This window comes from Candidatus Pelagibacter sp. Uisw_113 (assembly GCF_047717815.1).
Classification (GTDB): Bacteria; Pseudomonadota; Alphaproteobacteria; order Pelagibacterales; family Pelagibacteraceae; genus Pelagibacter.
Genome location: NZ_CP159809.1, coordinates 1,163,419 through 1,176,429 on the forward strand (window position 1 = coordinate 1,163,419; position 13,011 = coordinate 1,176,429).

The following is a 13,011-nucleotide window of genomic DNA, read 5'->3' on the forward strand; positions in this document are numbered from 1 at the left end:
AATTAATTAAAGATAGTCTTGATCGTTGTTATGAATCTCATATTCTCTTTTTTAGATCCAATTGTTAACCTTAATTTGTTTTTAATATTATATCCATCCTCTGTAGATCTTAATATAATTCCTTTTGACTGCAGTTTGTTAAAAATATAATTAGCTGAAAATTTACATTTATCAAAATTTAACAGCAAAAAATTAGCTGTTACTTCATTTGAAAAAATTTTTAGTTTTTCTAAATCATTTCTAACTTTATTTGCTTCTGTGATATTATGTTTCACAGATTGATTAATAAAGTTTCTATCTTTTAAAGCTTCTATTGCTGCCATCTGTGCGACTTGATTTACATTAAATGGAGGTCTAATTAAATTCATTGCAGAGATAATTTTCTTGGGGCCATGACCCCAGCCAACTCTTAACGAGGCCAGTCCATATATTTTTGAAAAAGTTCTTATCACAACAACATTATCCAAATTTTTAAATAAATCTAAACCAGATTTATAATCTTTATTTTTCATATATTCAAAATACGCATCGTCTAAAACTAGTAAAATATTTTTATTCAATTTCATTCTTAAGTTTATTAGCTCTACCCTACTTAAGTATGTTCCTGTTGGGTTGTTAGGGTTGGCAATAAATACAAGTTTAGTTTTTTTTGTTACTTTCTTAATAATTTCATTTATTGAAACTTTAAAATTTTCTTCCTTAGAAAAAACAACTTTTGCTCCCACTATTTGAGCATATATCCTGTACATTAAAAAGCTATATTGAGGAACAATCACTTCATCAGATGGTTTTAAGTATAACTGGCAAATCATTTGAATAATTTCATCTGACCCTGCACCACAAATTATCTTCTCAAAATCACACTTATATTTCTTTGAAATTTCTTTTCTTAAGTTTTTTGCCTTACCGTCTGGATATTTTGATATTAACAATTTTTTATTCTGTAAAATTTTCTTTACTCTTGGGCTAACACCAAGAGCTGACTCATTTGCTGATAATTTTATAACATTTCGTATTTTTGCTATATTTGACTTACCTGGTTTATAAGCTTCTATTTTGAATTCTTTAAATTTTGGAACTGTCATTTTATTAATTTAATTTACCTTATAAATAAAATATTATCCTTTCATATAGAATAAGTCATTTTTAAAAAAAATTGACATAAGAAATACTATCTAGTACAAAAAATATGCGCTGATTTAACTGAATTGCGAGCGCTTAAAAAAACCGCTAAATAAGTTTTTTTGTCTCACAATTCAAATTTAGCTAATATTTATGAATAAAAATGTGAACATGAAAAATATTATAATTGATAAACCATTAAAATTAGATTGTGGTAAAACTATCAATAATTATTCTCTGGCTTATGAAACTTATGGCTCTCTAAATGAGAAGAAAGATAATGCTATTCTTATTTTTCATGCTTTAACTGGTGATCAATTTGTTTCTGGAATAAATCCAATTACTAAAAAAGAGGGTTGGTGGTCATATGCTGTTGGACCTAGTAAAGCCATTGATACTGATAAATATTTTGTAATTTGTGCAAATGTTATTGGTGGATGTATGGGTTCGTATGGTCCTAGTGAAATTAACCCCGATACTAATAAAAAATATGGTACCACTTTTCCTGTCATCACTATTAATGACATGGTTAATGCACAATTTAATCTCTTAAGTTTTTTTAACATTGATAAATTATTTGCTGTTATGGGTGGATCAATGGGTGGTATGCAGACACTTCAGTTCGTTAATAACTTTCCTGATAAAGCAAAAGTTGCTATTCCAATAGCCTGCACAGCTAGTCATTCAGCGCAGAACATTGCTTTTAATGAACTTGGCAGACAATCGATTATGGCTGATGCTAATTGGGAAAATGGTGACTATTCCAATCAAAATAAAAATCCTAATAAAGGATTGTCTGTTGCCAGAATGGCTGCACATATAACTTATTTATCTAAAAATGGTCTACAGGAAAAATTTGGAAGAAAGTTGCAAGAAAGAGATGACCTAAAATTTGGTTTTGATGCAGACTTTCAAATAGAAAGTTATTTAAGATATCAAGGATCTGTATTTGTTGATAGATTTGATGCCAATAGCTACCTATATATAACAAGAGCGATGGACTATTTTGATCTAATCAAAGAACATCGTGGTAATTTATCTAAAGCATTCGAAAAAACTAAAACTAAGTTTCTTATTATATCTTTTACTTCTGATTGGCTTTATCCAACTTCTGAAAACAAAGAAATTGTTATAGCCTTAAATGCCATAGGTGCTGATGTCGGATTTGTTGAAATTGAATCTGATAAAGGACATGATTCATTCCTTTTAGAAGTTCCTAAATTTTTAAATACTCTAGGTGATTATATTAAAACAGCTTACTCTAAAAAATAAACATGAAACAAGAATTTAAAATAATCTCTGATCTAATTGAAAAAAATACTAGGGTTTTAGATGTGGGCTGTGGAGATGGCATATTAATGGAATATCTTAAGTATAATAAGGAAATAGATATAAGAGGAATAGAAATTTCAAAAGATAATGTTCAAAAATGTTTATCAAAAGGACTAACTGTTATTGAGGGTGATGCAGAAAAAGATCTATTACAATTTCCTGACGGCTCCTTTGATTTTGTTATTTTAAGTCAAACACTGCAAGCATTTTTAAATCCTGAAATAGTTATCAAAGAGCTATTGAGGGTTGGTAAAAAAGCTATTGTTACAATACCTAATTTCGGTTTTTGGAAAGTTAGGCTTCACCTATTAATTAAAGGAACAATGCCAATTACAAAAAATCTGCCTGATGAGTGGTATAATACCCCTAACCTTCATATGTGTACCATAAAAGATTTTTATAATTTTTGTGAAAATAGAAGAATTAAATTAGATAATTCATTAGCTCTACATAACGAAAAAATATCTTCTATTAATAAACTTAATCTAAATATTAAAAATTTATCAGCAGAACTAGGTATTTTTTTAATTAAGAGTTAAATGGAAATTCAGATAATACCCTGCTTACAAGATAATTATTCTTATCTAATTATTGATAAAACTAAAAATATAGCATGTGTGATTGATCCCAGTGAAGCAAAGCCTATCATCAAATATTTAGAAGATAAAAATATACATTTAAAATATATATTAAATACACATCATCATTATGATCATGTGGGGGGTAATATAGAATTAAAAGAAAAATATGGAGCTAGTATTATTGGATATAAAGGAGACAAGAATAGAATTCCAGGAATAGATATACTGGTCAGTGATCAAGACATTTGGCACGAAGAAAATTTCCAGGCTAAAATATTTCACATACCCGGTCATACCCTTGGTCATATATGTTTTTATTTTTATAATGAAGAATCTGTTTTTACAGGAGACACCCTCTTTTCGCTTGGTTGTGGTAAGATTTTTGAAGGAACATACTCACAGATGTATAATTCATTAATGAAAATAAAAGCACTGCCAGAAAAAACAAGGATCTATTGTGGACATGAATATACTAAACAAAACTCTAAATTTTGTATTACTCATGACCAAGACAATGAAAACCTTAAAATTAAGATTAAAGATATAGATGAAAAATTAAAAAATAACCTACCTACTATTCCGTCCACTATTAAAGAGGAATTAGAATGTAATATTTTTCTTAGATCTGATACAGAAGAAACCTTTTCAAAATTGAGGGATTTAAAGGACAATTTCTAGCTTATTCGGACTTGACTATAATAAGTCCCCGACTATATTGCTGATTATAAAAAATAGATTAAACAATGTCATACGCAATTATACAAACAGGTGGAAAACAGTACAAAGTAAAGGCTGGAGAAATACTTAAAATTGAAAGATTAGAAGATTCTAAACTTGAAACTAAGATAGAGTTTAAAGAAATTTTAGCTTACGGAGATGACAAAAGTATTGAAGTTGGATCACCAACAGTTGAGGGTGCGAAAGTTGAAGCAGATCTTGTTGAAAATGGAAAAAATAGAACAATATTAATTTTCAAAAAAAGACGAAGACAAAATTCTAGAAGAAAGAATGGTCATAGACAGCAATATTCATTAATAAGAATTAGTAAAATATTTTCTAAAGATGGTAAAATTTTATCTGAAGCAGAAAAAATGGTTAAACCAACTAAAAAAATTGAAAAGGTTGAAGCTAAAGTAGAAGCTGAAGCAGTTAATAAATAAATTAGGTAAATTATGGCTACAAAAAAAGCAGGTGGATCATCGAGAAACGGAAGAGATAGTGCTGGTCGTAGACTTGGCGTTAAGAAATATGGTGGTGAAGTAGTGATTCCTGGAAATATAATTGTTAGACAAAGAGGAACTAAAATTTTTCCTGGTGAAAATGTGGGCATGGGAAAAGATCATTCAATTTTTTCTGTTGTTGAAGGAAAAGTAGTATTTAAAAAAGGTAGATTAGACAGAACATTCGTTTCCGTAAAACCCAATTAGTAGTACAACTAAAAACTAACAGTTGTAATATGAAGTTTTTAGATCAAGTAAAAATTTATATAAAGGCCGGCAATGGTGGGCATGGTTCTCCTAGTTTTCGTAGAGAGAAATTTATTGAATACGGTGGACCTGATGGTGGTGATGGAGGTAAAGGTGGTACCATATTCCTAAGATCAGAAAGAAATTTAAATACTCTTATCGATTATAGATTTCAACAACACCATAAAGCAGGAAGAGGAGTAAATGGTTCTGGACAAAATCGTACAGGTCATGGTGGAGAAAATTTATTTTTAAAAGTTCCAATAGGTACACAAGTTTTTGAAGAAGATAATAAAACTTTAATTTATGATTTTAAAAAAGAAGGTGAAGAATTTATTGTAGCTAATGGTGGCAAAGGTGGCCTTGGAAACACTAGATTTAAAAGTTCCACTAATAGAGCTCCAAAAAAATTTACTAAAGGTGCAATCGGTGAAGAATATGTAATTTGGCTTCAATTAAAAACTATTGCTGATGTTGGTATTGTTGGATTACCTAACGCAGGTAAATCAAGCTTACTAGCTGCCATTACAAATGCGATGCCTAAAATTGCAAACTATAAATTTACAACACTAAATCCAAATCTTGGTGTTGCAAGTTATGATGATAAGGAAATAACTCTAGCTGATATCCCTGGATTAGTTGAAGGTGCACATGAAGGTGTAGGTCTTGGTATTCAATTTTTAAAACACATAGAAAGATGCAAAACTTTAATGCATTTAATAGATATTACTGATGAAGACCTTGAAAATACCTATAAACAAGTTCGAAATGAGCTAGGGAGTTACAGTAAAGATTTACTAGAAAAAAAAGAAATAATTGTATTAAATAAGACAGATTTATTAGAGGAAGAAGAGGTGAGAGAAATTTTAAAGAATTTTTCTAAAAATAAAGATTCTGAGGTGGTTACACTCTCAACATTAGAAAAAGGCTCAATATCTAAAATTAAAGCTAAATTACTCTCCTATGTATCTTAAAGATTCTAAAATAATTGTAATTAAGATTGGCTCATCTTTGTTAATAGATGATAAAAAAAAAGTAAGAAAAAAATGGCTTACTGAATTTGCTAAAGATATTCAGGAACTAATAAAGCAGAATAAAAAAATTATTATTGTAAGCTCAGGGGCAATAGCAATGGGTTGCAAAAAACTAAATATAAGCAAAAAAAACCTTAAGATTGATAAAAGTCAGGCTGTTGCATCTATTGGGCAGATTGAACTAATGAATTTATTCTCAGAAATATTTGTTAAATTGAAAATTAATATTTCTCAAATTCTTCTCACTTTGGAAGACACAGAACAAAGAAGAAGAGCCCTCAATGCAAAAAGAACTTTTGATAACTTATTTAAACTAGACTTTGTGCCAATAGTTAATGAAAATGATACTATTGCTACTTCAGAGATTAAGTATGGTGACAATGACAGATTAGCATCTCGTGTTGCACAAATATCAGGTGCAGACTCACTTATATTGCTTTCTGATGTAGACGGTCTTTATACGCACAATCCAAAAATATATAAAAATGCAAAATTAATAAAAGAAATTAAAAATATAGATAAAGATATAGAAAAAATAGCCACCAAAAGTATTAGTGAGCATGGCACAGGTGGTATGAAGACTAAAATAGATGCTGCAAAAATCTGTCAATTATCAGGATGCCAAATGGTAATAGCAAATGGATTATTGAGCAGACCCATTAAAAAAATAACTGAAGAGAATAATTGCACATGGTTTTTACCTAAAGTTTCAAAATTGGCTGCTAGAAAAAAATGGATTATTAGCTCTATTTCACCTAAAGGTGCACTTATTATTGATGACGGTGCAAAACAGGCACTTTCAAATGGTAAAAGCTTATTAGCAGCAGGAATAAAAAAAGTGTCTGGCCGTTTTAGTAAAGGTGACCACATCAAAGTTTTAGATAGAAATAATTATGAATGCGCAAGAGGACTTAGTTCTTTTTCATCGAATGAAATAGAAAAAATTATGGGTCACCACTCAAAAGAGATAGAAAAATTACTAGGATATATTTCTAAATCAGAAGTAATTCATAAAGATGATATAGTAGAGGTATAAAATGAGTAAATATATGAGATTAATAGGTCAAAATGCAAGAAAAGCATCACTTGATAAAATTAATTCAAAAACTAAAAATAAAATTTTAAAAAGATATGCCTTCTTATTAGGTCAAGAAAAACAGTCTATACTTAAAGCTAACCAAATAGACATTCAATTTGCTCTTGGCAAAGGCTTAAAAAGCAATCTAATAGAAAGATTAACTATTGATGAAAAAAAATTAATAGGTATAAAAAATTCTATAGATATAATTGCTAACTTAAAAGATCCTGTTGATACTACTTTAGAAAAATGGCGTAGACCAAATGGTTTAACAATTAGCAGAGTGTCTATACCTATTGGTGTTATAGGTGTTATTTACGAAAGTAGACCCAACGTTACATCTGATGTTGCAAGCTTATGCTTCAAATCTGGAAATGCTGTAATTTTAAAGGGTGGCTCTGAGGCCATAAATACTAATAAAATTTTAGCAAAACTATTTAGAAGATCTCTTAGAGAAAATAAAGTGAATGAAAACTTTATTCAATTTATAAATTCTAAAGACAGAAAAATGGTCGACTTTATGCTTTCAAAAATGAAAGATTATATTGATGTAATAATACCTCGTGGTGGAAAAAATTTAGTAAAAAGAGTTCAACAATTTTCAAGTGTCGCTATTATCGGTCACTTGGAAGGCCTTTGTCATACTTTTATTGATAAGGATGCTAATCTAAAGATGGCTACAGACATCACCTATAATGCCAAGCTAAGAAACACTAGTATTTGTGGGGCTACTGAAACAATTTTAATACATGAAAAAATTGTTAAGAAATTTTGTAACCCAATTTTAAAAAAGTTAGAAGAAAATAATTGCAAGATCTATGGAGACCGTTTTTTAAAAAAATATTACAAGGGGAAAATTTATCCAGCAAAAGAAAAAGATTGGTCTACTGAATATTTATCAGCAGCAGTTTCTGTAAAAACAGTCAAAGATTGTGAAGATGCTATTAATCATATTAACAAATATGGAACTATGCACACCGACTCTATCATTACTAAAAATAAAAAAACTGCAAATAAATTTTTAAAAAATGTTAAAAGTTCTATAGCAATGCATAATACATCTACTCAATTTGCTGATGGTGGTGAATTCGGTTTTGGTGGAGAGGTTGGCATTTCGACAAACACTTTGCCTCCAAGAGGACCTGTGGGATTAGGACAGCTCGTTTCATACAAATACGAAATTATTAGTAATGGTAAAACTAGAAAATAACTTAAAACAAAAAAAGACAAAAATTGGAATCTTGGGGGGAACTTTTGATCCTGCCCACAAAGGCCATTTAGAAATCTCTAAACAGGCTAAAAAAATATTAGAATTAAAAAATATTATATGGGCAATTACCAAACAAAACCCATTTAAAAACACAAGTAAAACAGATTTAAAAAATAGAATAAAATTTGCAAAAAAATTTATTGGTAAAAATGATTTTATTAAAGTTAAGTTTTATGAAGAAAAAGTTCTTTCCAATAAAACAATCGACCTCATCAACTATCTAGATAAAAATAAAAAATTTGAGATTTATTTCATTATGGGTGCTGATAATCTAATCAATTTTCATAAATGGCATAAATGGAAATCTATTATTAAAAAATGTAACCTTCTTGTATTTGATCGACAGGGATATAAAGCTAAATCACTAAAGTCTGTTACCTTTAATGGTGTAAATAAAAAAAAACTATCTTTTATTAATTTTAAAAAGGTTAATATTTCATCTTCTCAATTAAGAAAAATTTGATAAGGTTAAATGTATTAATGGAAAAAAACGTAGACCTTAAAAATTTAATCCTAAAAACCCTAGATTCTAATAAAGCCCTAGATATTATTTCAATAGATCTTAAGAATAAAAGCTCAATGGCTGACTATATGATTATAGCGAGTGGAACTTCTTCTAGGCATATTCAAGCTTTATCTGAAATGGTATTGGAAAAATTAAAGGGTAATGGAGTAAAAAATTCTAAGATTGAAGGAAAAGAAAGTGCGGACTGGAAATTAGTTGATGGTATAGACTTAATTGTTCACATATTTCATCCAGATAAAAGAAAATTTTATGAATTAGAAAAAATATGGTCACAAGTTATTCCTAAAGAAAAAGTGATGATATGATTTTGACTAAAAGATTTTTTATTTTTTTTATAATACTATTATTTACTTTTCAAAAAAGTTTTTCTGAAAATACTGACATATATAAAAAAATTGATTTGTTTGGTGAGGTGCTTGAAAAAATTAGCAAAGAATACGTTGATGAAGTAGATCAATCAAAAAGTATGGATTCAGCCATAAATGGTTTATTGCAATCACTAGATCCCTATTCTGCATATATGACGCCTGAAAGTTTTGAAGGTATGCAAACTGAAACTAGTGGAGAGTTTGGTGGGCTTGGTATTGAAGTTGGCATGGAAGCAGGTGTTGTTAAAGTGATATCTCCAATAGATAATACTCCAGCATCAAAAGCAGGTTTAAAAGCTGGTGATTATATTGTAAAGATTAATAATACTCAGGTTCAAGGGAAATCATTAATGGAAGCAGTAGACTTAATGAGGGGGCCTGTTGGATCGAGTATTGAAATAACAGTTAGAAGAAGAGGTGTTAAAAAAGCATTAATTTTTAATATAACGAGAGAGGTTATTCAGGTTCAATCTGTTAAATCTGAACTTATAGATAATAATATTGGTTATATAAGACTAACTTCCTTTAACGAAAATAGTAGTGAACAAATTAAAGAAAAGATTAATAAATTAAATAAAAATAAAGATCTAAAGGGATATATCTTAGATTTAAGAAATAACCCTGGTGGCTTGCTTTCTCAGGCAATTAAAATTTCAGACTTTTTTTTAGAAAATGGTGAGATTGTATCGACAAGAAGTCGACAAGCCTCAGAAAATCGAAAATGGTTTGCTAAAAAAGGTGATCTAACAAATGGTAAAACACTAATTATACTTATTAACTATGGATCAGCATCGGCATCAGAAATAGTAGCAGGTGCATTAAAAGATCATAAAAGAGCTATTATACTTGGAGAAAATAGTTATGGAAAAGGTTCTGTACAATCAATAATCCCTTTAAAAAATAGAGGTGCTATTAGATTAACAATTGCAAAATATTATCTCCCTTCAGGAAAATCTATTTCTGAAGTAGGTGTAACGCCTGATATAGAAGTTGCTGAAGGTTCAGATGATTTTAAATTTAATTCTGAAACCGATAATCAATTGAATTATGCAATAAAATTATTCAACGGATAAATGTCGGACAATAAAGTAAATTTACCTCTTAGAAGTGGAGTTGGAATTGTTGTCCTAAACAAAGATAATAAAGTTTTTGTTGCAAAAAGAATTGATAATCAAAAAAATTTTTGGCAAATGCCCCAAGGTGGTGTTGATAAGGGTGAAGACTACTTAACTGCTGCTTACAGAGAACTAGAAGAAGAAACTAGTATAAAAAATGTTGAATTAATTAAAGAGTGTGATGGATTAATCTCTTATGAATTACCAAAAAACTTATTAGGTATAATTTGGAAAGGTAAATATAGAGGTCAGGAACAAAAGTGGTTTATAATGAGATTTTTAGGCCAAGATAACGAGATTGATATTAAGACTAAACATCCTGAATTTTGTGAATGGAAATGGATTGATCTTGAAAATATAACTGACCTAGTTGTAGACTTTAAACTACATGTGTACAAGGATATTAAAGAAAAAGTAAAAGAAATTCTTAATTAAGAGTTTTTAGCACATCAATTTTTTGATCAACCAAGTATTTATTTTGATCTGTGATGTCACTATTTTTTGAACTTTCTTCTGCTTGAGAAAGTAGTTCACTAATTTTATCTTTATCAATATCTTTAATATTAAAGATAGAACTTGTCAGAACTGATAAATTATTATTCTTAAATTCGACAATTCCATCCTCAACATAATAATTGTCTTCTCCTGATTTAGAAAAGATTTTAATAATCCCTGGCTTTAGAAATGAAATAATTGAGATATGGTCCTTTAAAATCCCCATTTCTCCTTCAAAAGCAGGTACAACAACTTCTGTTACATCTTCTTTTGAAAGAAAAGATTTTTCTGGGTTTACGATTTCTATTTTGAACTCTTCACTCATTATGCGGCAGCATCTTTCGCCATTTTTTCTGCTTTTTCTATAGCTTCTTCAATTGTACCCACCATATAAAATGCAGCTTCTGGTAAATGATCATATTCACCATTACATATTGCAGCAAAACCTTTAATTGTAGATTCTAAATCTACTAATTTTCCTGGAGAGCCAGTAAAGACTTCAGCAACAAAGAAAGGTTGTGATAAGAATCTTTGAATTCTTCTAGCTCTAGCTACTGTTAATTTATCTTCTTCAGATAATTCATCCATTCCTAAAATCGCAATAATATCTTGTAGTGATTTATAAGTTTGAAGAATTTTTTGTACTTCTCTGGCAACTCTGTAATGCTCATCTCCAACTATTCTAGGATCTAAAATTCTAGAAGTAGAATCTAGGGGGTCTACTGCTGGATAAATTCCAATTTCAGCTATTTGTCTAGACAATACAGTTGTTGCATCTAAGTGGGCAAAAGATGTAGCAGGCGCTGGGTCAGTTAAGTCATCTGCTGGTACATAAATCGCTTGTACAGATGTAATAGAGCCTTTGTTAGTTGTTGTAATTCTTTCTTGAAGGTTACCCATGTCTGTTGCAAGTGTAGGCTGATATCCAACAGCTGAAGGAATTCTTCCTAATAATGCAGAAACTTCTGAACCTGCTTGAGTAAATCTAAAGATGTTATCAACGAAGAATAATACATCTTGTCCTTCTTGGTCTCTAAAATATTCAGCTACAGTTAGACCTGTTAAGGCAACTCTTGCTCTAGCCCCTGGGGGTTCATTCATTTGACCATACACTAGTGCTGCTTTTGATCCTGGACCTTCTGGCTTAATAACGCCTGAATCTATCATTTCATGATAAAGGTCATTTCCTTCTCTAGTTCTTTCTCCAACACCAGCAAACACAGAAAATCCACCATGAGCTTTTGCTACGTTGTTAATTAATTCCATAATAAGTACCGTCTTACCAACACCCGCACCTCCAAATAAACCAATTTTTCCTCCTTTGGCATATGGTGCTAATAGATCAACTACTTTAATTCCTGTAACTAGAATTTCTGTCTCTGTTGACTGATCACTAAATTCAGGTGCAGCTCTGTGAATTGGCCATTTCTCTTTTGTTTTAACTTCACCTTTTTCATCAATAGGTTCACCTATTACATTTATAATTCTTCCTAAAGTTTCTGGACCAACTGGAACTTGAATGGGAGCACCTGTTGCCGTTACTTCGTCTCCTCTTTTTAATCCTTCAGTAGCATCCATTGCAATTGTTCTAACACTTGATTCACCAAGGTGCTGAGCAACTTCTAAAACTAATCTGTTGTCTCCATTTTTACATTCTAATGCTGATAAAATTTCTGGTAATTCTCCATCAAATTTTACGTCTACTACTGCTCCAATGATCTGTGTGATTTTTCCTTTGCTCATAATTATAAACTTTCCGCTCCTGATATGATTTCAATTAGTTCTTTTGTAATAGCTGCTTGACGACTTCTATTATACTCAATAGTAAGCTTGTCAACCATTTCACCTGCGTTTCGAGTTGCGCTATCCATTGCGCTCATTCTTGAACCCTGCTCGCTAGCTGAATTTTCTAACATCGCTTTAAAAATCTGAGTAGATATATTTTTAGGCAATAAATTGCTTAAAATTTCATCTTCATCTGGTTCAAATTCATAATTATCCTCAGAAGAATTTTCTTCTGCTTCAGATGTTTTTAAAGGAATTATTTGTTGTTCTTGAGGTATTTGAGTGATTACATTTTTAAATTTATTATAAAAAATTGTACACACGTCAAACTCTTCTTTTTCAAAGTTTTCAATTATCATTTTTCCTACTTTTTCAGCATCTAGATAATTGATAGTTTTTGAATCTTTAAAAGACATTCTCTCTACAATATCACCTTTATAAACTCTTTTTAATTGATCATATCCTTTAGATCCAACAGTTATGATCTTTAAAGTTTTTCCCTCATCAGATATTTTTTTAAAATATGCTTTGGCTTTTTTAATAATATTTGTATTAAAACCACCACATAGACCCCGGTCAGATGTTAACACAATACATAAATGTACCTTATCCTCACCTGTTCCAGAAAGGAGCTTAGGTGCATTTTCTTTGTCAGAAATGCCACTAGATAAATTAAGAATAATGTTATTCATTTTTTCAGAATAAGGTCTTCCCTTTTCAGCATTTTCTTGTGCTCTTCTAAGTTTAGCAGCCGCAACCATTTTCATGGCTTTGGTAATTTTTTGTGTAGACTTTACACTCGCTATTCTTTTTTTTAAGTCGTCTAGTGTTGCCATATT

The 13,011-nt window shown here is 30.0% G+C and carries 16 protein-coding genes; 12 read left to right on the forward strand and 4 right to left on the reverse strand.

The window, feature by feature from the left end:
• Positions 1-2: 2 nt before the first annotated feature.
• Complete coding sequence (gene hisC / locus ABXT39_RS06270; RefSeq protein ID WP_415294872.1) at positions 3-1,085, reverse strand: histidinol-phosphate transaminase; 1,083 nt, start codon at positions 1,083-1,085, stop codon at positions 3-5.
• A gap of 190 nt (positions 1,086-1,275) precedes the next feature.
• Between hisC and metX the strand changes: the two genes are divergently transcribed.
• The 12 genes from metX (at position 1,276) to ABXT39_RS06330 (ending at position 10,327) form a co-directional block, all read left to right on the forward strand.
• Positions 1,276-2,394 (forward strand): homoserine O-acetyltransferase MetX, encoded by a 1,119-nt coding sequence (gene metX / locus ABXT39_RS06275; RefSeq protein ID WP_415294873.1) that lies wholly within the window; start codon positions 1,276-1,278, stop codon positions 2,392-2,394.
• A gap of 2 nt (positions 2,395-2,396) precedes the next feature.
• Positions 2,397-2,993 (forward strand): methionine biosynthesis protein MetW, encoded by a 597-nt coding sequence (gene metW, locus ABXT39_RS06280; protein ID WP_415294874.1) that lies wholly within the window; start codon positions 2,397-2,399, stop codon positions 2,991-2,993.
• Positions 2,994-3,713 (forward strand): hydroxyacylglutathione hydrolase, encoded by a 720-nt coding sequence (gene gloB, locus ABXT39_RS06285; RefSeq protein WP_415294875.1) that lies wholly within the window; start codon positions 2,994-2,996, stop codon positions 3,711-3,713.
• A 65-nt stretch (positions 3,714-3,778) separates the two neighbouring features.
• A complete protein-coding gene (rplU, locus tag ABXT39_RS06290) occupies positions 3,779-4,195 on the forward strand; it encodes a 50S ribosomal protein L21 (protein ID WP_415294876.1) in 417 nt (138 codons plus the stop codon).
• A 12-nt stretch (positions 4,196-4,207) separates the two neighbouring features.
• On the forward strand, positions 4,208-4,462 hold the full coding sequence (rpmA, locus tag ABXT39_RS06295) for a 50S ribosomal protein L27 (protein ID WP_271525759.1): 255 nt from the start codon (positions 4,208-4,210) through the stop codon (positions 4,460-4,462).
• Positions 4,463-4,491: 29 nt separating this feature from the next.
• A complete protein-coding gene (cgtA, locus tag ABXT39_RS06300; protein ID WP_415294877.1) occupies positions 4,492-5,475 on the forward strand; it encodes an Obg family GTPase CgtA in 984 nt (327 codons plus the stop codon).
• Positions 5,465-6,571, forward strand: coding sequence for a glutamate 5-kinase (gene proB, locus ABXT39_RS06305; RefSeq protein ID WP_415294878.1), 1,107 nt, complete (start codon positions 5,465-5,467; stop codon positions 6,569-6,571). Before cgtA ends, proB begins: the two co-directional genes overlap by 11 nt.
• Position 6,572: 1 nt before the next feature.
• Positions 6,573-7,823 carry a glutamate-5-semialdehyde dehydrogenase gene (locus ABXT39_RS06310; protein WP_415294879.1) on the forward strand — a complete coding sequence of 417 codons (1,251 nt, stop codon included), beginning with the start codon at positions 6,573-6,575 and terminating at the stop codon, positions 7,821-7,823.
• A complete protein-coding gene (gene nadD / locus ABXT39_RS06315) occupies positions 7,804-8,346 on the forward strand; it encodes a nicotinate (nicotinamide) nucleotide adenylyltransferase (protein WP_415294880.1) in 543 nt (180 codons plus the stop codon). The genes ABXT39_RS06310 and nadD overlap by 20 nt, the downstream gene beginning before the upstream one ends.
• 17 nt (positions 8,347-8,363) lie before the next feature.
• A complete protein-coding gene (gene rsfS, locus ABXT39_RS06320; RefSeq protein ID WP_415294881.1) occupies positions 8,364-8,714 on the forward strand; it encodes a ribosome silencing factor in 351 nt (116 codons plus the stop codon).
• Positions 8,711-9,850, forward strand: a complete 1,140-nt coding sequence (locus ABXT39_RS06325; protein ID WP_415294882.1) for a S41 family peptidase — start codon at positions 8,711-8,713, stop codon at positions 9,848-9,850. The genes rsfS and ABXT39_RS06325 overlap by 4 nt, the downstream gene beginning before the upstream one ends.
• Positions 9,851-10,327, forward strand: a complete 477-nt coding sequence (locus ABXT39_RS06330) for an RNA pyrophosphohydrolase (protein WP_415294883.1) — start codon at positions 9,851-9,853, stop codon at positions 10,325-10,327.
• Here ABXT39_RS06330 and atpC read toward each other — a convergent pair.
• Genes atpC through ABXT39_RS06345 form a run of 3 tightly spaced genes read right to left on the reverse strand, consistent with a single transcriptional unit; the run spans position 10,320 to position 13,008 of the window.
• Complete coding sequence (atpC, locus tag ABXT39_RS06335) at positions 10,320-10,712, reverse strand: ATP synthase F1 subunit epsilon (RefSeq protein ID WP_415294884.1); 393 nt, start codon at positions 10,710-10,712, stop codon at positions 10,320-10,322. The two genes, ABXT39_RS06330 and atpC, sit on opposite strands and share 8 nt — an antisense overlap.
• Positions 10,712-12,130: a F0F1 ATP synthase subunit beta gene (gene atpD, locus ABXT39_RS06340; RefSeq protein ID WP_415271708.1), complete on the reverse strand. Its 1,419-nt coding sequence runs from the start codon at positions 12,128-12,130 to the stop codon at positions 10,712-10,714. The genes atpC and atpD overlap by 1 nt, the downstream gene beginning before the upstream one ends.
• Before the next feature lie 2 nt (positions 12,131-12,132).
• Positions 12,133-13,008: a F0F1 ATP synthase subunit gamma gene (locus tag ABXT39_RS06345; protein ID WP_415294885.1), complete on the reverse strand. Its 876-nt coding sequence runs from the start codon at positions 13,006-13,008 to the stop codon at positions 12,133-12,135.
• Positions 13,009-13,011: the final 3 nt, after the last annotated feature.